The sequence below is a fragment of the Nocardia sp. NPDC004340 genome (genome assembly GCF_053602575.1).
Window position 1 is genome coordinate 1,338,901 of sequence record NZ_JBSGDW010000001.1, and the last position, 20,643, is coordinate 1,359,543.

The 20,643-nt window shown below is 70.1% G+C and carries 18 protein-coding genes; 7 read left to right on the forward strand and 11 right to left on the reverse strand.

Features of this window, described 5'->3' with window-relative positions; all coding sequences use genetic code 11:
- The first annotated feature begins 50 nt into the window (after positions 1-50).
- The gene (locus tag ACWEOI_RS05905; protein ID WP_433669395.1) at positions 51-659 is read left to right on the forward strand and encodes an NlpC/P60 family protein; all 609 of its coding nucleotides are present in this window, start codon (positions 51-53) and stop codon (positions 657-659) included.
- A 16-nt stretch (positions 660-675) separates the two neighbouring features.
- Complete coding sequence (locus ACWEOI_RS05910; protein ID WP_433669394.1) at positions 676-1,071, forward strand: S4 domain-containing protein; 396 nt, start codon at positions 676-678, stop codon at positions 1,069-1,071.
- Between the two features lie 9 nt (positions 1,072-1,080).
- Here the strand turns inward: ACWEOI_RS05910 and ACWEOI_RS05915 are convergent, their stop codons facing one another.
- The 5 genes from ACWEOI_RS05915 to ACWEOI_RS05935 form a co-directional block, all read right to left on the reverse strand.
- Positions 1,081-2,244, reverse strand: coding sequence for a cation:proton antiporter (locus tag ACWEOI_RS05915; RefSeq protein ID WP_452359046.1), 1,164 nt, complete (start codon positions 2,242-2,244; stop codon positions 1,081-1,083).
- A gap of 7 nt (positions 2,245-2,251) precedes the next feature.
- Positions 2,252-2,641 carry a hypothetical protein gene (locus ACWEOI_RS05920; RefSeq protein WP_452359047.1) on the reverse strand — a complete coding sequence of 130 codons (390 nt, stop codon included), beginning with the start codon at positions 2,639-2,641 and terminating at the stop codon, positions 2,252-2,254.
- Positions 2,642-2,697: 56 nt separating this feature from the next.
- Positions 2,698-5,523, reverse strand: coding sequence for an acyltransferase domain-containing protein (locus tag ACWEOI_RS05925; protein ID WP_452359048.1), 2,826 nt, complete (start codon positions 5,521-5,523; stop codon positions 2,698-2,700).
- A 184-nt stretch (positions 5,524-5,707) separates the two neighbouring features.
- The gene (locus tag ACWEOI_RS05930; RefSeq protein ID WP_357098794.1) at positions 5,708-5,875 is read right to left on the reverse strand and encodes a type II toxin-antitoxin system VapB family antitoxin; all 168 of its coding nucleotides are present in this window, start codon (positions 5,873-5,875) and stop codon (positions 5,708-5,710) included.
- 158 nt (positions 5,876-6,033) lie between these two features.
- Positions 6,034-7,008, reverse strand: a complete 975-nt coding sequence (locus tag ACWEOI_RS05935; protein WP_433669387.1) for a nitronate monooxygenase — start codon at positions 7,006-7,008, stop codon at positions 6,034-6,036.
- A 283-nt stretch (positions 7,009-7,291) separates the two neighbouring features.
- On the opposite strand from ACWEOI_RS05935, the gene fadD5 reads away from it, so the two are divergent.
- Positions 7,292-8,857, forward strand: a complete 1,566-nt coding sequence (gene fadD5 / locus ACWEOI_RS05940; protein ID WP_433669385.1) for a fatty-acid--CoA ligase FadD5 — start codon at positions 7,292-7,294, stop codon at positions 8,855-8,857.
- An 18-nt stretch (positions 8,858-8,875) separates the two neighbouring features.
- Here fadD5 and ACWEOI_RS05945 read toward each other — a convergent pair whose 3' ends face one another.
- Entirely contained in the window at positions 8,876-11,317 is a 2,442-nt protein-coding gene (locus ACWEOI_RS05945) for a lysylphosphatidylglycerol synthase domain-containing protein (protein WP_433669383.1), read from the reverse strand.
- A 195-nt stretch (positions 11,318-11,512) separates the two neighbouring features.
- Between ACWEOI_RS05945 and ACWEOI_RS05950 the strand changes: the two genes are divergently transcribed.
- On the forward strand, positions 11,513-12,139 hold the full coding sequence (locus ACWEOI_RS05950) for a GDSL-type esterase/lipase family protein (protein WP_452359049.1): 627 nt from the start codon (positions 11,513-11,515) through the stop codon (positions 12,137-12,139).
- On the opposite strand, the gene ACWEOI_RS05955 is transcribed toward ACWEOI_RS05950, so the two are convergent.
- Positions 12,085-13,512: a threonine/serine ThrE exporter family protein gene (locus tag ACWEOI_RS05955; RefSeq protein WP_452359050.1), complete on the reverse strand. Its 1,428-nt coding sequence runs from the start codon at positions 13,510-13,512 to the stop codon at positions 12,085-12,087. The genes ACWEOI_RS05950 and ACWEOI_RS05955 overlap by 55 nt on opposite strands.
- Positions 13,513-13,768: 256 nt before the next feature.
- Here ACWEOI_RS05955 and ACWEOI_RS05960 point away from each other — a divergent pair, with 256 nt between their 5' ends.
- A complete protein-coding gene (locus ACWEOI_RS05960) occupies positions 13,769-14,689 on the forward strand; it encodes a LysR substrate-binding domain-containing protein (RefSeq protein WP_433669378.1) in 921 nt (306 codons plus the stop codon).
- A gap of 35 nt (positions 14,690-14,724) precedes the next feature.
- Positions 14,725-15,369: a methyltransferase domain-containing protein gene (locus ACWEOI_RS05965; protein WP_433669376.1), complete on the forward strand. Its 645-nt coding sequence runs from the start codon at positions 14,725-14,727 to the stop codon at positions 15,367-15,369.
- A gap of 10 nt (positions 15,370-15,379) precedes the next feature.
- Here ACWEOI_RS05965 and ACWEOI_RS05970 read toward each other — a convergent pair whose 3' ends face one another.
- The 3 genes from ACWEOI_RS05970 to ACWEOI_RS05980 form a co-directional block, all read right to left on the reverse strand.
- Positions 15,380-16,930 carry a phytoene desaturase family protein gene (locus ACWEOI_RS05970; protein WP_452359051.1) on the reverse strand — a complete coding sequence of 517 codons (1,551 nt, stop codon included), beginning with the start codon at positions 16,928-16,930 and terminating at the stop codon, positions 15,380-15,382.
- A gap of 36 nt (positions 16,931-16,966) precedes the next feature.
- Positions 16,967-18,502 (reverse strand): FAD-binding protein, encoded by a 1,536-nt coding sequence (locus tag ACWEOI_RS05975; protein ID WP_452359052.1) that lies wholly within the window; start codon positions 18,500-18,502, stop codon positions 16,967-16,969.
- 68 nt (positions 18,503-18,570) lie between these two features.
- Positions 18,571-19,494, reverse strand: a complete 924-nt coding sequence (locus tag ACWEOI_RS05980; RefSeq protein ID WP_452359053.1) for an NADP-dependent oxidoreductase — start codon at positions 19,492-19,494, stop codon at positions 18,571-18,573.
- Positions 19,495-19,560: 66 nt separating this feature from the next.
- Between ACWEOI_RS05980 and ACWEOI_RS05985 the strand changes: the two genes are divergently transcribed.
- Positions 19,561-19,983 (forward strand): winged helix-turn-helix transcriptional regulator, encoded by a 423-nt coding sequence (locus ACWEOI_RS05985; RefSeq protein WP_452359054.1) that lies wholly within the window; start codon positions 19,561-19,563, stop codon positions 19,981-19,983.
- A 12-nt stretch (positions 19,984-19,995) separates the two neighbouring features.
- Here ACWEOI_RS05985 and ACWEOI_RS05990 read toward each other — a convergent pair whose 3' ends face one another.
- Positions 19,996-20,634, reverse strand: coding sequence for a class I SAM-dependent methyltransferase (locus tag ACWEOI_RS05990; RefSeq protein WP_452359055.1), 639 nt, complete (start codon positions 20,632-20,634; stop codon positions 19,996-19,998).
- Between the last annotated feature and the right edge of the window lie 9 nt (positions 20,635-20,643).

Below are 20,643 nucleotides of genomic sequence, written 5' to 3' on the forward strand. Positions count from 1 at the left end.
GCTTGCAGCAGGAATCGAAGCTTCCGGCTTCCGTGAAGGGTGCCATCGTCATGGGTGCGATGGCGGCGACGACTACTGGTGTCTTCCCGGCGATCACCGCCACGGCCGCCACCGTCGAGATCCCCGGCATCGGAAACTTCGATGTGCCGGACGAATTCACGCCTCAGGTGCAGCAGTTCAACCAGACGGTCAAGGACGCCGCGACGGCGCTGCAGACCCCCGGCGCTCTGGGCGGCGGCGCCCAGGTCGGCGCCCCGGCGGTCGCGCCCGCTCCGCAGTTCCAGCTGCCGACCATCTTCAACAAGCCGAGCTCTGTGGGTGACATCGCCCTGCACGCGGCCGAGACCAAGGTCGGCGCCCAGTACTCCTGGGGCGCCACCGGTCCCTACAGCTTCGACTGCTCCGGCCTGGTCCAGTGGGCCTACAAGCAGGCCGGAATCGAGCTGCCCCGCACCAGCTTCGAGCAGTCCAATGTCGGCGCCCCGGTCTCCTTCGACGACCTGCAGCCCGGCGACATCGTCATCACCAACGGCGGCGGCCACGTCGGCATCTACGCCGGCGACGGCAAGTTGCTGAACGCGGTCCAGTCCGGCACCCCGGTCTCCTACACCCCGCTGCACGCGGGCCAGGTGGTCACCGCGCGTCGCGTCGTGGCGTGACCGTATCGTCTAGAGCGTGACCCCTGCTCCACTGAGCACTACGGCCCAGGCCCGAGTTGATTCTTGGACCTGGGCCGTCCGCATTTTCAAGACCCGCTCGGCGGCCGCCGCGGCCTGCCGCTCCGGGCATGTCCGGGTGAACGGCGTGCCGGTGAAACCCGCGCACTCGCTGAAACCCGGTGACGAGATCCGGGTGCGCGTCAATGGGATCGAACGCATCGTCATCGTCGAGCAGCTCATCACCAAACGGGTGGGTGCGGCCGTGGCGGTGCAGTGCATGATCGACAAGAGCCCGCCCCCGCCCGATCCGCAGCTGACCGCTCTGATCCCGCGCCGCGATCGCGGTGCGGGCCGCCCCACCAAACGGGAACGCCGCGAGACCGACAAACTGCTGGGTCGCGAATCCGACTGATCGGGTCGATCAGGACTTCTTATCGCCCTGCACCGGAGCCGGATTCCCCGATTGCGTCGTCGCGGCCGATCGGGCTCCCCAGGCGGCCGCGGCAATGGTCACCAGTGCGCCCAGCATGAGGGCGGCCGGTTCGCCTGGTTTCAGCACATGCAGCTGGGTGCCCACCGTGACCGCCGCGACCGGGACCCCGATCTGCGCCGAGGCGATGGCGCCCAGCGGAACCGGCTGACCCAGCACCCGCATGAGCGCGTGGGCCAGCACCGCGCCCGCCCCGAGCGCCAGTCCGAGCAGGATCAGGTACGGGTGGTCGCCGAACTCGCGCAGGTTCAGTCGCGCACCCAGCCAGACGAAGAACAAGGGTGCGAGGAATCCGTCGCTCAGGGCGAACAGCTGCCTGGCCACCCGGCGCGGTTCGCCGACCGCCGCGACCGCCAGGCCGAGGGCGAAGCCCGCCAACATGATCGACACGTGACTGCGGGTGGCCAGCGCGCCGAGGGCGAAGAGCAGCGCCAGGCTGACCCGCAATTCGAGAGCGAACTTCCGGTCCTCGGACACGGTGTGCAGCCGGTGCCGGATGCCGGATTCCTCGAGCCAGTGCAGAAAGAAGTAGACGATCAGCGCGGCCGCCGCGACCAGCAGGGCGCCGATGGCGGCCCGGCCCGCATTGCCCGGATCGATCACCAGCGGCAAGGCGACCACCGCGGCCGCGTCGGCGAGGGCGACCTGGGCGGTCAACTCCAGGACCGGCTTTCCGCCCAGGCCCTGGGAGTCGATGATCGGCAGCACGATGGCCGCCGACGACGAGGCGATGAGCACCGCGTAGAGCAGCCCGTGCCCGGTGTCGAACCAGGCCGCGATGCCCTGCCCCGCGAGCATGGCCAGCACACCCACCGCCACCGCGCGCACCGCGCCGCGCCCGAGCGCCGAGCGGATCGCCGCGTCGCGCACCGGCACATGGGTGCCCGCCACGAACATGACCACCGCGAAGCCGACGTCGGCCAGGAAGGTGAAGGTCGGGTCGGACGGGTGCAGCAGGCCGAAGCCGGTGGTGCCGAAGACGATTCCGGCCAGCAGCTCGCCCAGGATCACCGGCAGATGCCAGGACTGCCGCCAGGCCAGCCAGGGCCCGGCCAGTCCGAGCAGGGTGATCAGGGTGAGGGTCTGGAAGTTCACGCCGAGCTCACGGCATCGGGGCGATCTTCACCGGGATCGCGATGTTCTCGTCGGTGTAGTAGATGGCGCACACCCGGTGGTAGCCGTCCACGATCTGCATGGGCACGCCCTTGCGGAAGTCGCCGCGCACCACCAGGATCGGCGACAACGCCTTCCCGGCCGTGATCTTGGCCAGGTCGCGCCGTACATAGGGGTTGTAGCTCGGCAGGATCTTCAGGTGCGACGCCCGCAACAGGTCCTTGGCCTTCTTGAGGGTGACCGGCGCGTCGCGCAGCGACTGGACGACCCGCTCGATGACGTCCGGCTCTGCCAGCATCTCGAGGTAGTCCGCGGCGGCCGGGTAATCGTGGTCGTCCGGCTCCTTCTTCCACTTGACCGTGATCTCGGGATCCGTCATCCAGTCATCATGCCTCAGCCGGTCCCGATCCTGGCTCAGCCTGCGCCGATCCTGGTTCAGGCCGCGGGCCCGACCTCCCACTCCACGCAGATGACCCGCCGATCCATGTGCGCTTCCGCGAGTTCCCGCACCGCCTCCGGCCCGCCCGCGCCGGGCGCCGAGGTCAGCAGCACCGTGAAATCCGTGGGATCGGCCGCTGTCAGCTCCAGCAGATTGGTCGCCGCGACCAGTCGCGTCGCGCCGGAGGCGTGCACCACGCCCCGCACCGCCGACCCGCATTCGCGAATGTCCTGCAGGGCCGTCGCGAGGTCGGCGCGGTCGGCGCAGTCGCACCGCATCATGACGATCCGATCCTCCATGCCGGTCAGCCGGGCTGGCAGCGGCCGCGGCGTGCGGGTCAGCACCACCACGTCCCGCGCCCCGGCCGCCAGCAGCCACCGCACCGCGGCCTCGCCCTGCGGCCCCAGCCCGCCCGCGACCACGTACGTCCCCTCCGGGCGGATCTCGACCTCCGGGAACACCGGACCGGGTGGATGTCCGTCCGCGGCGAACCCGGGCCGCGGCCAACTGCCCGAATCGCCGGAATCCGGTCGCCGCCACTGCCGTTGCGGCGGTGCGATCGTGTGCGGACCCAGGGCGGTCCAATCCACGGTCCGCCCTTCCAGATACAGCCGCGCGATCGTGCGCAACAGACTCCCCGCCTCGTCATCCGCCGCCAGCACGGGCCACGCGCCGTCCCGCAGCGCGATCCGCTCCCGCACCGCGGAGGTCAGCGCCGAGGTGGGACCGACCTCGACCACGGTCGAAAAGCCGTCCGCGACAACACCGTCCAATGCCGCCGCGAGCTCGACCGTCTGCGAGACGTTCTCGGCCCAGTACGCGCCGTCCATCCGGAGCGCGCTGTTCGGGCTGGTCGGGAGGGTGGGAGTGCCGGTGTCGTGGGCCGAGCCATCCGGGGTGTCGGGGCGTAGCACGCCGCCGCGGCGGGTGGTCGAATAGAGCGGCCACCATGGGTGCCGGGGCGCGAGATCGGTGAGCTCGCCGCGCAATTCGTGGGCGCGGCCGCGGACCATCGGCAGGTGTGGCGGTTCGTGGTCCGATCCGGCGGGTACCCGCTGTGCGAAGATGGCGCGCCGATGGGCTCGCCGGACCAGCACATCGACATACCGTGGCTCGCCCGCCACGGTGATCGCGAGGCCGTCCACCGCGGCCACCGCGACTTCCGCGCTCATCGGCGTGACCAGCTGATTCACCTCGGCGGGGGTCGCTTCCAGCACCGCCGCGGTCCCGCCGCCACCGGCCCGGGCCACCAACCGCGCTCGCGCCACCGCGACCCGCGCCCCGTCCTCGAGTGACAGCGCGCCGCACACGACCGCCGCAGCGGTCTCGCCCGCACCGTGTCCGGCGACCCCGTCCGCGTGAATACCCCACGACTCCAGCAATTCCGCCAGCGCGTACTGGAAGACGAACAGCGAGATCTGGCCGGAGACGATCCCATCGCGGCCATCCGGGATGCCCGTGTCTCCCCCGTCGCCGCTACTGGAGTTTCGGAGATCGCCGTCGATCCCATTGCCGGTCTCCCCATCGGGAAGATCACCCGCGCAGTGTGTCTCGTCGAGCTCCGAGGCATCTGCCCGGTCCTCGCCGCGACTCGATGCGGCGCCGGCCGCGGACGGCGGTGAGTGGTCCGACGCCGGGTGCGGGTGGGCCGAGGTCGGTACGGGGACATGCCCGTTCCGACCGAAACCGTAGCGTGGCGTCCACACTCGCGGCCCGCCCACCGTGACGACCGCGTCGACAGCCCTGGTGAGGGCGGCGGCGAAGACCGGGTAGCGCGCGGCGAGGGCGCGGCCCATGCGCGGATGGTCTCCGGTTCCGGGGAACAGAAAAAGCACGCCGCCGTCGGCACGTTCGCGGACCGGCGTGAAGACATCGGGCCCGGAGACCGTCGCGAACGGGGCGGCTGTCACGGGGCCGGCGCCGGGCGTCGCCAGCGGTGCCCGGGCGTGATCCGGGGCGCGACCCGCCGTGGTGCTCACCTCGATCCGGCGGGCGAGGGCGCGCAACTGGGCGGCGGCTTCGATGCCGTCGCGCGCGATGACGGCGGCGCGGGCCGGTTCGGGCACGAGTCTGGCGGTGGCGGCGGCGAATTCGCGCAGGGATCGGTACGAGCCGAGCGCGACGGCCCAGCGCAGGGCCAGGTGGTGGATGGTGATGGCGTCGGGTCCGGAGACCGGGATGAGGACGGGCGGTTCCTCGCCGCGGTCGGCGTCGGACGATCCACCCCGGCGCGGATCGTCGAGGGCGATGTGCGCGTCCACACCGCGCGCCTCGCGGAAACCGATTCCGGGGCCGCCGATTTCGGCGTACCGGCGGGTTCGGGTGCGCAGCGCGTCGCCGGTGCGTTGCAGCACCAGAACGGTGCACACCCCGGCGCCACCGCTCGCGCGGTCGCCGCCCTCGAGCCCCGCGCCCCGCGGCAGTGGCAGGCGCAGGTCCGAGATGTCCGGGAGCAGGGTGAGATCCACGCCCCCGGCGAGGACGAACGGCACGGATTCGTCGGCCAGCAGCCGGACGCCCATGTCCACCGCCACCAGCGGTGAGGCCCGCTGGCTGTCCACCGTCAGACTGGGTCCGCGCAGGTCGAGTGCACGCGACAGGTGGTGTGCCGTATTGGTGCCGCCGATCGCGCCGAACACGACCGCCGCCTGGGAACCCGTTGCCAGGCAGCCCAATCCGGAGTCGTCGAGGGCTTCGACGGCCGCTTCGAGGGTGGTGCGCTGGCGCGGGGTCAGGCCGACGGCGGCGAGCCGGTCCAGCCCGAACCACGCGTGGTCGAAGTCGGTGCCGGTGGCCCGGCAGCCGACACCGACAATCGACACCCTCGTCGCCGGGATGTGATCGGTGGTCGTTCTCGTACTGTGGTGCACAGGAATGCCCTCCCGTGTCCGCGCGCTGTCGGCCGTCGAGGTACTCCGGCGATTCTGCCAAGATTTCCTCGCGGTCTGAAGACCTTTCGTGCAGGCACGGCCCCGCAACCGGCGCGAGGCTCACCGCCGCCTGGGATTACGAGGCGGTGCGAGAGTGAAAGGGCTGGTCGAAATCCTCGGCCGTGGCGTGGGTACTGAAGAAGCGCAGTGCTAGGTTCACCGCGTCCTGTTCGGTGTACACACCGGAGATGGCCATGGTCCGGCGCAGCGCGTCGTCGTCGAGATAGATTCGAGTGATTGCCATTTCAGGCACCTCCGCCGCATCCGTCGTTACCGAAAAGCATGACGGATCCAGCGTCCGCGGATACCCCGAATGACGAGAGCCCTCGGCACGAGTGCCAAGGGCTCTTGTCGTAATTGTCTGGGACGTACCGACTTTCGCCGGAATCATCCCGACGGGTCTCAGCCGAGCATGCCCGCCAGTCGCTGCCCGATCAGCGCCTCGGCCTCGGCGACCATGCGCGACACCAGCTCGCCGCAGGTCGGGATGTCGTCGATGAGGCCCTGCACCTGACCGGCCGACCAGATGCCGGCGTCCAGGTCGCCCTCCTCGAACACGCGGCGACCGCGGGCACCCGCGACCAGGTCCCGGACGTCCTCGAACTTGCCGCCGGCCTTCTCGATCTCGACGACCTTGCGGCTGATCTCGTTGTCCGCCACCCGCGCGGTGTTGTGCATGGTGCGGAAGATGAGCTGGGTGGCCCGCTCGGAGTTGGCGACGATCTGCTCCTTGACCGTCTGGTGGATGGCCGACTCCTGGGTGCACATGAAACGGGTGCCCATGTTCACGCCATCCGCGCCCAGCGCCAGCGCCGCGACCAGGCCGCGCGCGTCGGCGATACCGCCGGACGCGATCACCGGGATGTCGAGCGCCCGGGTGGCGGCCGGGATCAGGATCAGACCGGGCACGTCGTCCTCGCCGGGGTGGCCGGCGCATTCGAAGCCGTCGATGGACACGCCGTCGACGCCGATCTTCTGGGCCTTGAGCGCGTGCCGGACGCTGGTGCACTTGTGCAGCACCTTGATCCCGGCTTCCTTGTAGTACGGCAGGAACGGCTCGGGGTTGGAGCCGGCGGTCTCCACGATCTTCACGCCGGAGTCGATGATGGCCTGCGCGTACTCCTGGTACGGCGGCGGGTTGATCGACGGCAGGATGGTGACGTTCACGCCGAAGGGCTTGTCGGTCAGCTCCCGCGCGCGGTCGATCTCGCGGCGCAGGTCGTCTGGGGTGGGCTGGGTCAGCGCGGTGATGATGCCGAGGCCGCCCGCTTCGGAGACGGCCGCGGCGAGCTCGGCGCGGCCGACCCACATCATGCCGCCCTGCACGATGGGGTGCTCCACTCCGAAGGTCTCGGTGAATCTGGTCTTCAGTGCCATGGGCGCTGTCCTCTCCCTGCCTCTCGCAACTGCCCCGATACTCGCATAGTTGCATATGGAGCGACAACCCTGATGTGAGTCGGAGTTTGCATAAACGCAGTGCCGTCACCTGTGGGTCTGCGGATGGGTGCCTGTGGACAACTGGGTGGTACACCCCCGAATACAGCCTCTGAACTGCTGGATGACTGGGTGAGAACTTATCGATGAATCCTTCTCTGTAACCCTTGTCACGTCAGAAAGTTAAGCGGTATTCTCACGGTTGATCAGCGTGAAAGGACACCGCATGACCTTCCAGCCGCTAGACGAGCCGATCCGATCGGTTCGCAACCACTGGGTGAACCAGATCGCCACGCACGCGGCCATGCGGCCCGGGCACGTGGCCTTCAAGTTCAAGGGCGCGGAGACCACCTGGAAGCAGCTGCACGAGCGGTCGGAGAAGTTCGCCGACGCGCTGTCCCGTCGAGGGGTCGGGTTCGGCGATCGCGTGCTCATCCTGGCGCTGAACTACACCGAGTACATCGAGGCGGTCATGGGCATCAACGCCCTCGGCGCCATCGCGGTGCCGGTGAACTTCCGGCTCACCCCGCCCGAGGTCGCCTACATCGTGGCCGACTCCGGCGCGCGGGCGATCGTCACCGACTCGGTGCTGCGGCCGCTCGCGGTGGGCGTGGCCGGACAGGCCGCGGAGCTGTCCACCGTGGTCGTGATCAACGGGCAGTCCGGGGAGGGCGTGCTCGGCTACGACGAGCTGCTCGCCGAGCCGGGCGAACCCCATGCGCCGCTGGACATTCCGGAGGACACGCCCTGCCTGATCATGTACACCTCGGGCACCACCGGCAGCCCCAAGGGCGCGGTGCTCACCCACGCGAACATGAACGCGCAGGCGCTGACCTGTATCCGGGCCCTGGAGATCAGCCCCGATTCCATCGGCTTCTGCACCTCCCCGCTGTTCCACATCGCCGGATTGGGCAGTCTCGCCCCGTATTTCATGCTCGGCGGCACCACCGTGCTGCACCCGCTGGGCGCGTTCGACGCCACCGAGTTCCTGGACGCCATCGAGGCCGAGCAGGCCACCACCGCGTTCTGCGTTCCGGCGCAGTGGCAGCTCATCTGTGAGGAGCCCACCGTCAAGCAGCGCAAGCTGGCCCTGCGGGCGCTGTCGTGGGGCGCGGCCCCCGCCTCGGACACGGTGCTGCGGGCCATGGCCGACTGCTTCCCGGACGCCTTCAACGTGGCGGTCTTCGGTCAGACCGAGCTGTCACCCATCACCTGCGTGCTCGAGGGCAAGGACGCGCTGCGCAAGCTCGGCTCGGTCGGCCTGCCCATCCCGACCCTGCAGGTCCGGGTCGTCGACGACGAGATGAACGATGTCGCCCCGGGCGAGATCGGCGAGATCGTCTACCGCGGACCGACTCTCATGCAGCGCTACTGGAACAAGCCCGAAGCCACCGCGGAGGCCTTCCACGGCGGCTGGTTCCACTCCGGTGACCTGGTCCGCCGCGACGAGGAGGGCTTCGTCTACGTGGTGGACCGCAAGAAGGACATGATCATCTCCGGCGGCGAGAACATCTACTGCGCCGAGGTCGAGAACGTGCTCTTCGCGCACCCCAAGATCCACGAGGCCGCCGTGGTCGGCCGCGCCCACGAGAAGTGGGGCGAGGTGCCGGTGGCGGTGGTCGCGCTGGCGGCGGGCATCGACGAGCTGACCCTCGAGGAGCTCGAGCCGTTCCTGAACGAGTCCCTGGCCCGCTACAAGCACCCCAAGCACCTGGTGGTGGTGCCCGAACTGCCCCGCAATGCCAGCGGCAAGGTCGTGAAGGTCGCACTGCGCGACCAGTATTCGGCCTGATCGGCTACGGCTGGTCGTTCAGATCATGTCTTTGGCGGTGAGCCAGCGCATGATCGGCCAGCCGCAGAACACCGGCAGCCAGCAGGTCAGCACGCGATAGAGGAGCACGGCGGGGACCGCGATCCCCGCCGACACTCCGAACGCGGCCAGACCACCGATGAGCGCGGCCTCCACCGCGCCCACACCGCCGGGCGTCGGCGCGGCCGAGGCCAGCGTGCCGCCGATCATGGTGACGATGGTGACGGTCACGAAAGTCGTACTGCCGCCGAAGGCTTCGATACTGGCCCACAGCGCCAGCGCCATACCGAGGGTGGTGGTGGCGCAGCCGCCCACGATCATGGCCAGCCGTCCCGGCCGCCGGGCCAGATCCTTCAACTGGCCCAGCACGTCCGCCAGCTGCGGGCGCACCTCGTTGAGCAGCCACTTGCGCACCTTGGGGACGAACATGGTCACACCCAGCAAGCCCAGCAGCGCGCCCGCCACCAGGTACAGCACGGTGGCACTGGGCACGAAATGCGAGAGGTCCGTGGAGGTTCCGGCGAGCGCGCCGAAGATCAGCAGCAGCACCACGTGGGTCACCACCTGCACGGTCTGCTGCAGGGCGACCGCGGCGGTGGCGCGCACCGCGCCCAGCCCGCCCTTCTGCAGGAATCGCACACTCAAGGCCAGACCGCCCACGCCGGCCGGGGTGGTGGTCGCGGCGAAGGTGTTGGCGATCTGCATGAGCAGCAGGTTGCCGAACTTCACGGCCTCGGAGGCGCACGCCCACAACGCCATCGCCGCGCCCACGTAGGTCAGCGCGGACACGGTCAGCCCGAGCAGCGCCCACCCCCAGTTCAGGTTGCCCAGTTCGGAGGCGAAGGTCGGCACCGCGCTGATGTACGGGTAGGCCACGTACACCAGGCCGATCAGCAGGACCAGCTGGATGATCTGGTTGCGCGAGAAGCGGTTGATCTGCGCGGCCTCGATCTTGTCCTGCCCGGTCTGCGCGGCCACCTCGGCGCGAATGTCCTTCATCAGATCGCCCGCGTCCGGCACGGCCTTGCGGACGTGGGCGGGCATGGCGGTCTTGGTGAGCCGGGCCGAGGCGTCGAGAACGGCCTGTTTGTCGAGCACCTCGAGCGCGGTCCGCACCGCCGGACCGGTGCCGAACAGGTTCGCCGAGGACAGCAGCAACTGCGCCACGTCGGAGTCGAAACGCACCTGGTACGTGCCGAATTCGGATTGCACGAAGCCGCCGAAGAGGACGGCGTCATCGAGGATGCGGATCTCGTCGGTGCGCAGATCGCCGTGCGACATCTGGGCCTGGTGCATGCGGTGCAGCGCCTGCCACACCCGGGTCAGCGCGGCTTCGCCGTCGGCGGCGGTGAGCGGGTGGCCCTGGGGCACGGTGTGCGCGTACACCGTCCAGCCCCGGTCCAGCGCCGCCACCGTGAGCGGCTTGTTGCTGGCCAGCCCCAGATCGGCGATGGCGAATCCCATCAGCGCCTTGTGCTCGACCGCGCGCCGCATGGACGCGAAGGGGGCCGGATACTCGCCGCTGCGAATCGTCAGCCAGCGCCGCAACTGCTGCAGCATGCCGCGGCTGCGCTGGTTCGCGCCGTACATCTCGACGATCAATTCGTCATCGGGGGACGCGGATTCGCCGGTCTCGGCCGCGCCGGTCGGGCCGTTGGGCGAGGCGCTCAGCTCCGCCTGCGGCGTCGTCGAGGCAGAAAGCACCAGCGGCCCACGGGCGGCTGGGCGCAGCACCGTGAACGCGGTTACCCGGATGCCGCGCTGGGCCAGCACCCGCACCGCGGCGGCCAGCGGCACCTCCAGCGCGGGAGTGCCGACCACCAGCACGATCACCGCGCCCACCAGCCAGCCCACCACCAGGCCCAGCGCCGCGCGGGCGGGCACCACCAGCGAGACGAACAGGTGGATCGGCACGAACGCCAGCAGCAGCGTCCACCACCAGCGCCGGGCCCGGGCGGGCAGCCACGGGCTGGCCACCGTGAGCGTGGCGGCCAGCATGGCGATCCAGCGCGGGTCGTCGAGGAACTGCGACAGGAAGGTGTTGACCTGCCCCGGTGCGGACAGATGCCAGCGCGGCGCGGAGAAGCCACTGTCGGTGATGGAGAACAGCGCCAGCGCGATCAGGCCCGCGGAGGTGAAGCCCGCCAGCAGCTTCCACTGCCGGCGCAGCACCAGCCGCACCAGGATGGCGAAGGGCAGCACCAGCACGGCGATGCCGTAGACGATGTAGACCAGGTTGGACTGTTCCGGGGTCAAGAACCCCACGATCTTGGAGACCGATCCTTCCAGCGCCTCCCATTGCGGCCTGCTGATCAGCGATCCCGCGATGACCACGGCCACCGACAGTGCGGACAGCACGACGCGCAGGATGTCACTGGTTCGGCGGATCCGCGGCTGCAGCAGGCTGCCGGAGACGGGAATCTCCCGCCCGTCGACTCGCATGTCCTATTCGCGCTTTCGGATCGTGGGAACGGCTGCGGTCCCAGGGTCGGCTGACGCCGCTAACCGTAACCCGTGCGCCGGACACTGCCCGACAAGCCTGGCCCGAAGCCTCCGCCGCGCCCGGTTCCGGTATCGGTTTTTCCGGCTTATTCCGAGGATCGGGCGGCGGTTCGACCGGCGTGCGAGGATCTGCCCGTGGTGCTCGATCTGCGTGTCTGCTTTCTGGGGGAGTCATTCGTCGCCGGGGTCGGTGATCAGAAATGCCTGGGGTGGGCGGGGCGGCTGGCGGCCCGCGCCACCGCGGCCGGGCAGCCTCTGACCTACTACAACCTGGGGATCCGCCGCGAGAACAGCACCGAGCTACGGGGGCGGTGGGAGGCCGAATGCGCGCCCCGGCTGCCCGCGGGCGCGGACTGCCGGGTGGTGATCTCCACCGGCGTCAACGACACCCAGTTCGAGAACGGGCGTCCCCGAGTCGATTCCGCGGAGTCGGTGCGCAATCTGGCCGAGATCCTGCGCCGGGCGCGGGAAAAGGGTTGGCGGGCAATGGTGGTCGCGCCGCCGCCGAACGTCGACGACGAGCACAATGCCCGGCTGCTGGACCTCGACGTCCGCTACGCCGAGCTGTGCGAGCAGGCGCAGGCGCCCTACCTGCGGGCCCATCAGCCCTTACGCGAGAACCGGATCTGGATGCGCGATATCGCCGCCGGTGACGGCTTCCACCCGAGCGCGACCGGCTACGACGAATTCGCCGCCCTGCTCGCCCCTCACTGGCTGCTCTGGCTCGCCGATCCGGGCTCGGAACTGCCTGTCGTGCGCTGATTCTCGCCGGGGCCCAGCCACTGGTCCACCATGCCCTCCAGCCGCGGCTGCCGGGTGGAGGCCACCAGCCCGGAACCGACCAGCACCCCGAGCGCGATGGCCAGCACCGTGAGCACCGCGGTGACCAGGATGTGCAGGCTGTTGGGGTCGTTGCGGGTGATCAGATCCGACACCCCGCTCAAACTCATGCCGCCGGGCACCAGCATCCAGAAGGCGGGCAGGAACACCGCCTGCGTCGGCGGCGCGTTGCGGTATCGCTGCACCAGGTAGGCGACCGGCACCGCGATCATGCCGCCCAGGAACGAGCCGAGCAGTCCGCCGCCGAGATGCGTGCCCACCTGCTGGCCCGCGAACGCCGCGTACAGCACGATCAACAGCCAGGGCAGGGATTTGGGCGGTGCGCTGGCCCGCCAGCTGTGCCCCAGCCCGATCAGCAGCACACCGAGCGCCGGTGTCCACCAACCCAATCCGTGCCCGGGCTGCGGCGCGACCGTAGTCGCCCGGTCGCCCAGCAGCTGCAGACCGACCAGCACCCCGAAGGCGAGCAGGATCAGCTTGTTGAAGCTGTAGATGGTGCGACTGGCTCCCGCGATCATGGACCCGGTGGCCAGTTCGATCGAGCCGGTGGTGAGCATGGCGCCCGGCAGCAGGCTCGACACCGCGGGCACCAGCAGCTGGGAGGGATTGCCGCCGCCCAGCGCGTTCGGAAAACCGAAGGACAGCAAGGTGACCACCGCGCCCGCCAGCACCGGCAGGCCCGTCGACACCAGCCGGAACCGGTCGGCGCCCATGATCAGCAGCTGCACCACGAGTCCGAGCACGACATAGCCGAGCAGCGCGGTCGAGGTGGGGTTGAGCATCAGGCCCAGTCCCACGGTGAGCACCACATTGCCGAGCAGCAGCCGCCACACCGGCGTCGGCTGCGGGGAGGTGAGGATCTCCGCGAGGTCGGCGGTGGCCTCGGCGGGCGGTGGCACCTCCCGCTTGATCCGGTCGATGAGCCGGTAGAGCTCCGCGATCTGATCCAGGCGCAGGGTGCCGGAGTCCGCCTCGAGCAGGTCCACCGCCGAGCCGCGCGAATCCTGCACGCGCACGAACACTCCCGTGGGGAGCACGAAGAAGTGCACCTCGGTGGCGTCGTAGCGGTGGGCCAGATCGTCGAGGATGTCCTGCACCATGGTGGTGGTCTCGCCGGAGCGGATGAGCGCGACGCCCATGTGCCGCAGCAGATCCAGCAGATCGGCGGAGATCGGCGGTTCCTCCGGCGGCGGGGCCTGATCGGCGGGCGCGGCGGCGTCGGCGCTCACCCGGCGCAGCCAGCGGTCCATCGATCCGGCGGCCCGGCGGGTGACCCCGTACAGACCGCGCGACACGGCGGCCTGCCCGCGGGTGGCGCGCCGGTGCTGGGGATGGTGCCGGGACTGACTCGTCGTCCTCGCCTTTCGAATAGGGCAACCTCGTAGCAATTCGAATCTAGCGCGCGCGAACGCCCGAATCGCCGGACGCGACCACCGTCACTCCCCGCGTGCCGCCCCTCCCGACACGGAACCGCCGGTAGCATGCCGCCCGAATCCCACCTTCCAAGCCAGGGGGTATGCCTACCGGTTGCCCTGTTCCTAACCTGGTGGCATGGATATCGACACGCGACTGCTGCGTTACTTCCTGGCAGTCGCGGATGCGGAGAACCTGCCGCGGGCGGCGCAGCGACTGCATGTCGCGCAGCCCGCGCTGGCGACCCAGATCAAACAGCTCGAACAGCAGCTGGGTGTGGAGCTGTTCATCCGGTCCCGGGCGGGCTGGACCCTGACCGCGGCCGGCAAGGTGCTCGCCGAGCGGCTGCCCGCGCTGCTCGCGTCCTGGGACCGGATCCTGCGCGACACCAAGAGCGACTCCAGCCGCGCCTCCCGGGTGCTGCGGCTGGGCTGTGTGAACAGCGCGGCCGACAGCCATATCCCGGAGATCATCCGGGTCTTCCACCGGCTGCACCCGGACTGGCAGGTCGATCTGCACCAGGGCGGCTGGACCGACCCGACCGCGGGACTCGACGAGGGCGATGTGGATGTCGCTCTGCTGCGCTTGCCCTTTCCCGGCCAGGACGAATATCACCTGCGGGAACTGTTCGCCGAACCGCGCTGGATCGCGCTGCCCGAGGACCATCCGCTCGCCGACCGCCACGACATCGCGTTCCGGGAGCTGTGGGACGAGCCCTACGTCGCCTCCCCCGCCGAAACCGGTTGGTGGCGCGACTATTGGATGGGCCTGGACTCGCGGCCCGCGGACACCGCCATCATCGGCGCCATCGCCCGCAATACCGACGAATGGCTGCGCGCCATCGCCAACGGCTTCGGGGTGAGCTTCACCCCCGCCTCCACCTCCCGCACCGAATTCCCGGGCGTGGTGTTCCGGCCCGTGCACGGCATCGGCCCCACCCGGGTCGCCGTGGTGTGGCCGGACGCCTCCGAGGCCGATCCGGTGGTGCGCTACTTCATTCGCTGCTGCTCCGACATCATGGGCGGCCAGCACGGCGCGGACGGTCGCCGCACGTCCTAGCCCCCGGGGAGCCGCCGGTCGGACATGATGGAGACATGAGCGACCAGCACGAACACTGGCAGCGCACCTATCGCACGCATCCGGGCATGTACGGCGAGCAGCCGTCGGAGGCCGCGGTGTACGCGGCCGACCTGTTCCGCGAGCAGGGCGCCGTCGAGGTGCTGGAACTGGGTGCGGGCCACGGCCGCGACGCGATCTACCTGGCGCGCCGCGGTTTTCGGGTGACGGCCACCGATTTCAGCGCCGTCGGGCTGGCCCAGTTGCGGGAATGGGCGGACGCGGCCGGGTTGAGCGCGCGAGTGACCACCCTGGAACACGATGTCCGCCAGCCGATTCCGCTGCCCTACCGCAGCGTGGACGCGGTCTACGCGCACATGCTGCTGTGCATGAACCTCAGCACCCAGGAACTGCGGGACCTGGTCGCCGAGATCCGCCGGGTGCTCAAGCCCGGCGGGGCGTTCGTCTACACCGTCCGCAATACCGACGACGCGCACTTCGGCACCGGTAAGGCGTTGGGCGACGACATCTACGAGCACGGCGGGTTCGCGGTGCACTTCTTCTCCGAGGCGCTGGTGGACAGCCTGGCCGCGGGCTGGGAACTGCGCGACCGGCACTCGTTCGAGGAGGGCGAGCTGCCGCGGCGGCTGTGGCGGGTCACCCAGCTGCTGCCCTCCCGCTGACGAGACCCGCTCAGTCCTGTTCCAGGACGGCCATGGCGGCATTGTGCCCGCCGATGCCGCTGACCCCGCCGCCGCGCACCGCGCCCGCCCCGCACAGCAGGACATTCCGATGCCCGGTCGCGACTCCCCAGCGCTCCGCCGGGCTGTCGGCGGAGCCGGTGCGATAGGGAAAAGCCAAGTCCGCGTGGAAGATGTGCCCGCCGGGCAGGCCCACTTCGCGTTCGAGTTCGACCGGGGTCCGGGCCTCGATGCACGGGTTGCCCTCGCCGTCCAGGGCCAGGCAGTCACCGATGGGTTCGGCCAGCACCGAATCCAGCTGCGCCAGAGTGGCGTCCACCAGGCGCCGCTTCGCGCCGCGCGGGTCGTCGGCGAAAAGCCGTGCGGGCGTGTGGAGGCCGAACAGGGTGAGGGTGTGGAAGCCGTTCTCGATCAGCTCCGGCGCGAGGATCGACGGGTCGGTGAGGGTGTGGCAGTAGATCTCCGACGGCGGCGCCGAGGGCAGCTCGCCCGCCGCGGCCTCCCGGTAGGCGCGGTCGAGCTGGGCCGCGGATTCGGAGACATGGAAGGTTCCGGCGAAGGCGGTGCGCGGATCCACGCGTGGGTCACGGAGTTTCGGCAGCCGCCGCAGCAGCATATTGATCTTCAGCTGCGCGCCTTCGGGTTTGTCGGCCGACTCGCCCAGCAGGCCCGCCAGCGTGTACGGCGCGGCGTTCACCAGCACGTGCCGGGCACCGGCCGTGCCGGTGCGATCGCCCTGGGTGAAGCGGACTTCCGCGGTGTCGCCGTCGGTGTCGATGCCGATGACGGTGCGGCCGGTCCGGATCTCCGCCCCCGCCCGGCGGGCCGCCGCCGCGAGCGCGTCGGTGAGCGCGCCCATACCGCCGACCGGCACGTTCCAGTCGCCGGTGCCGCCGCCGATCACGTGATACAGGAAGCAGCGGTTCTGCAGCAGTGACGGATCGTGGGCGTGGGTGAAGGTGCCGATCAACGCGTCGGTGAGCACCACGCCGCGCACGGTGTCGTCGGTGAAGGCGGCCTCCACCGACTCCCCCAGGGGCCGTTCGAAGATCGCCTCCCAGGCGGCGGAATCATCGACCGTGCGCTGCAATTCGGCGCGGGTGGGCAGCGGGTGGGTGAGCGTCGGGAACACCCGCTCGGCCAGCCGACCGGTCGTGGCGTAGAACCGCTGCCACGCTTCGTAATCCCGCTCGGACCCGGTGACCTGCGCGAAGCTCGCGCGGGTCGCCGACTCGGAGCCGTTGTCCACCAGCAGCCCCGCATCGCCGATCGGCGTGTACGAGGAGACGCGGCGCTTGCGGGTCTCGAAACTCAGATCCAGGTCCCGGACGATCCGTTCGGGCAGCAGGCTCACCAGATACGAGTACCGCGACAGCCGCGCGTCGAAGCCGGGGAACACCCGCTCGGAGACGGCCGCGCCGCCGGTATGGTCCGCGCGTTCCAGTACCAGCACCGACTTCCCGGCCCGGGCCAGGTAGGCGGCGGCCACCAACCCGTTGTGGCCGCCGCCGACCACGATCACGTCGTATCCCGCCTGCGTCATACACCCATCGCATCACACCGGGGGCGGCGCGAGCGGCTAGCGGGTGCTCATGTCGAGCGCGGCGAGGTAGCTGAACAGCACCGACGCGCCGATCGGGTTGCCGCCACCCGGGTAGACGGTGCCGCTGACCGCGGCCATGGTGTTGCCCGCGGCGTACAGACCCGGGATGGGTTCGCCCGCCTCGTTCAGGACGCGGGCGGCGGTGTCGGTGCGCAGACCGCCCTTGGTGCCCAGATCGGAGATGCCGAAGGCGGCCGCGTGGAACGGGCCCTGCACGATCGGGGCCAGCGGCGGTTCGCCATTGGAGAAGGCGCGGTCGTAGGCCTCGTCGCCGCGGCCGAAGTCCGGATCGACACCCTCGGTCACGAATTCGTTGAAGCGGGCCACGGTGGCGACCAGCGCGTCGGCGGGGACGCCGATCTCCGCGGCCAGGCCTTCCAGGGTGTCGGCGGTCTTCCACAGGCCCGCCTCGATGAAGCGTTCCGCCTCGACCATCGGCACATTGCTGGCCTTGATCGGCGGCACCACGCCCTCGGCGTCGTCGTAGACCATCCAGAACGGGAGGGTCGCCGACCCGTCGTCCAGGTGCTCGATGATGTCGCGGCCGAGCCGGTCGTAGGGCGCGGACTCGTTGACGAACCGTTCACCGGCCTGGTTGACGAAGATGCCGCCGGTGAACCACAGCGCGAACGCCGCGCGCCCGTCGGGATGGATGAGGCCCGGCGACCACCACGCCTGATCCATCAGGTCGGTGTCCGCACCCGCCGCGATGCCCGCCACGTGCGCCTTGCCCTGATTGCCCCACGGCCCCATGGTGTCCCGGGCCACGCCCGGCACGCCGTAGCGCTGCCGCAGCTCGTCGTTGCCCTCGAAACCGCCGGCCGCCAGCAGCACGCCCTTGCGTGCCCGGATGGCGATCCGCTGCCCGTCGCGCTCCACGATCGCACCGGTCACCGCGCCGTCCTCGGTCACCAGCTCGACCAGCGCGGTGTTCAGGTGCAGCGCCACGTTCGGGTACTTCGACAGGCCCAGCAGGAAGCGACCGACCAGGGCGCGCCCGCCGATCAGATAGTCCGGCTGCGGGTCGCCGTGCCGTTCGGTGGCCAGCGGTCCGCGCACGGACTCGCTCAGCTCACCGAGCTTGGCGGCCTTCAGCGGCGCGGGCACGATGTGCCGCTTGCCGTCCAGGCGCGCCTTCGGGGCCTTGCCGAAGTAGTCCGGCCACGGGAACATCTGGAACTTGAACGCCTCGTCCTGCTCCAGGTACTCGATGACCTTCGCGCCATTGCGGATGTAGGTCTCCTGCAGGTCCGCCGGGGTGCGGTCGCCGACCACCGCGCGGAAGTAGGTGAGCGCGTCCTCCACGGTGTCGTCCACGCCCTCGCGCCGCAGCACCGGGTTGCAGGGGAACCAGACGCCGCCGCCACCGGAGAACGAGGTGGTGCCGCCGAACTTCTCGGTGGCCTCGACCACCGCCACGCTCAGCCCCTCGCGGGCGGCCGTATAGGCCCCGGCCAGGCCGCCGCCCGACCCTGCCACCAGGACATCGACTTCTTCGTTCCAGTCCGTCACCGTTTGCTCCCTGATCGACGCGGTCTCTTCGCGCGACGGTATGCGGCCGGGCGCGGCCCGCGCATCAACTATCCCAATGGCCGGATAGCCGATCTGTTCCAGGAGGTCAGAACGATTTTGCCGCGCACCCGCCCGGACTCGCCCAGCGCGTGCGCCGCGGCCGCGTCGGCGAGCGGCAGCACCCGATCGACCACCGCGAGCAAACGACCGGCCACCACCAGCTCCGCCACCCGGGCGAGGTCCGCGCCGGACGGGGTGAAGTAGTGGCGGTGGTAGCGCGGATCGTCGAGCGCCTCCTCGCCCTGGGCGTCGATCACGCGGCCGTGCGGGGTGAGCACGCACAGAGATCGGGCCGCGTAGTCGCCGCCGACCAGATCGAAGGCCAGGTCCACGTCGCGCACCACGGTGGTGAAATCGGTTGTCGTGTAATCGATCAGCTTGTCGGCGCCCAGGTCGCGCAGAAATTCGTGGTTGGTGGTGCGGGCGGTGCCGATCACATACGCGCCGCGCTCCTTCGCGATCTGCACCGCCAGATGGCCGACCCCGCCCGCTGCCGCGTGCACCAGAACCCGTTGTCCCGGTTCGACTTCGGCGAGGGCCTGCCACGCCGTGAGCGCCGCGGTGGGGAGGGCGGCGGCTCGGATGTGATCGAGTCCGGCGGGCTTGGTGGCGAGGAATTCCGCGGGGGTCACCGTGTATTCGGCGTTCGCGCCCGAGCGGCCGACCACATTGCCGAAAACCTCGTCCCCGGGCCGGAATTCGGTGACCTCCGCCCCGACCTCGGCGACCTCGCCGGACAGGTCCAGGCCCAACGTGAACGGCGGCGGGCCCAGTTTGGTGATCGCACCGGAGCGCAGTTTCCAATCGGCGGCATTGATCGAGGTGGCCGCCACCCGCACCAGCACCTCGCGCGCGCCGGGCCGCGGCCGTTCGACCTCCACCGTCTCCAGCACGCCGGGGCCGCCGAGGGTGCGCTGACTGATCGCTTTCATGATCTCGATCCTGCGCGGGATAGTCTCTGTCGGGAAGAAGGCACTATTTCGATCCCGAGGTACCTCATGGATACCGTCTCCGACTGGGAGCCATCCGGAAATCTGGTCGACAGCTACCTGCGGCGCTGCCCCGCCCGCGACGTGCTCGCCGTGCTCGCCGACAAATGGGTGCTGTTGGTGCTGGGCACGCTGCGCAAGGAGGGCGGCCCGATCCGGTTCAACGAACTGCGCCGCCGCCTCGACGGCATCACCCAGAAGGTGCTCACCCGCACGCTGCGGGACCTGGAACGCGACGGGCTTGTCCGGCGGACCGTGTACCCGACCGTGCCGCCGCGAGTCGAGTACGCGCTGACCGAGCTCGGCGCGGACCTCGGCCACATCACCCACGCCATGGGACAGTGGGCGCTGCGGCACGCCGATGAGATCGCCGTCGCCCGAACGGCTTTCGACGAACGGGCTGCCCGCGCGCCGGAACCGATCAGCTCCTGAACCCGGAGTCGCTCACACCTTGACCGCCAGCACCATGGCCTGTGGGGTGCGCTCGTCGGGACGGGCCTCCCGGGCCAGTGTCGCGGTGGCGCGAAAGCCGTGCGCGGCCAGCACTTCGGCGAACGTGACCGGAGCCCAGCGGTAGGCGGGCGCGACCTTGTGGTCGTAGGCGTGCACGCCGGTCGCCTCGTCGGCGGCCTGGAAGCCGAACAGCGCGTGCCCGCCGGGCCGCAGCACCCGGGCGAATTCGGTCAATACGTCCGGAACCCGGACCGGCGGAGTGTGAATGATGGAGTACCAGGCCACGATTCCGGCCAGCGACTCGTCCTCGAACCGCAGCCGCTCCATCGGGCCGACTTCGAAGGACAGGTCCGGGTACAGCTCGCGGGCGATCCGGATCATCTCCGGCGACAGGTCGATGCCGGACACCTCCAGTCCGGCCGCCGCCAGATGCGTGGTGACCCGGCCCGGACCGCAGCCGATATCGGCGACCGGGCCCGCTCCGTGCTCCCGCACCGTGTGCGCGAACGCGTCCAGCATCACGGCGTCGAACGGGCTGTCCTGCAACTGCCGCCGGAACAGATCGGTGTACAGCTCCGCGACCTCGTCGTACGCGTCCCGGGTCACCGTTATGTCCGCACTGTCCACCATGTTTCGACT

Excerpts from the sequence above, each read along its gene's own strand:
- ACWEOI_RS05905 (WP_433669395.1), top strand. The coding sequence starts at position 51 with ATGGGTGCGATGGCGGCGACGACTACTGGTGTCTTCCCGGCGATCACC.
- ACWEOI_RS05920 (WP_452359047.1), bottom strand. The coding sequence starts at position 2,641 with ATGACGGATCCCGAGATCACGGTCAAGTGGAAGAAGGAGCCGGACGAC.
- ACWEOI_RS05930 (WP_357098794.1), bottom strand. The coding sequence starts at position 5,875 with ATGGCAATCACTCGAATCTATCTCGACGACGACGCGCTGCGCCGGACC.
- ACWEOI_RS05935 (WP_433669387.1), bottom strand. The coding sequence starts at position 7,008 with ATGGCACTGAAGACCAGATTCACCGAGACCTTCGGAGTGGAGCACCCC.
- fadD5 (WP_433669385.1), top strand. The coding sequence starts at position 7,292 with ATGACCTTCCAGCCGCTAGACGAGCCGATCCGATCGGTTCGCAACCAC.
- ACWEOI_RS05945 (WP_433669383.1), bottom strand. The coding sequence starts at position 11,317 with ATGCGAGTCGACGGGCGGGAGATTCCCGTCTCCGGCAGCCTGCTGCAG.
- ACWEOI_RS05960 (WP_433669378.1), top strand. The coding sequence starts at position 13,769 with ATGGATATCGACACGCGACTGCTGCGTTACTTCCTGGCAGTCGCGGAT.
- ACWEOI_RS05965 (WP_433669376.1), top strand. The coding sequence starts at position 14,725 with ATGAGCGACCAGCACGAACACTGGCAGCGCACCTATCGCACGCATCCG.
- ACWEOI_RS05970 (WP_452359051.1), bottom strand. The coding sequence starts at position 16,930 with ATGACGCAGGCGGGATACGACGTGATCGTGGTCGGCGGCGGCCACAAC.
- ACWEOI_RS05980 (WP_452359053.1), bottom strand. The coding sequence starts at position 19,494 with ATGAAAGCGATCAGTCAGCGCACCCTCGGCGGCCCCGGCGTGCTGGAG.
- ACWEOI_RS05985 (WP_452359054.1), top strand. The coding sequence starts at position 19,561 with ATGGATACCGTCTCCGACTGGGAGCCATCCGGAAATCTGGTCGACAGC.
- ACWEOI_RS05990 (WP_452359055.1), bottom strand. The coding sequence starts at position 20,634 with ATGGTGGACAGTGCGGACATAACGGTGACCCGGGACGCGTACGACGAG.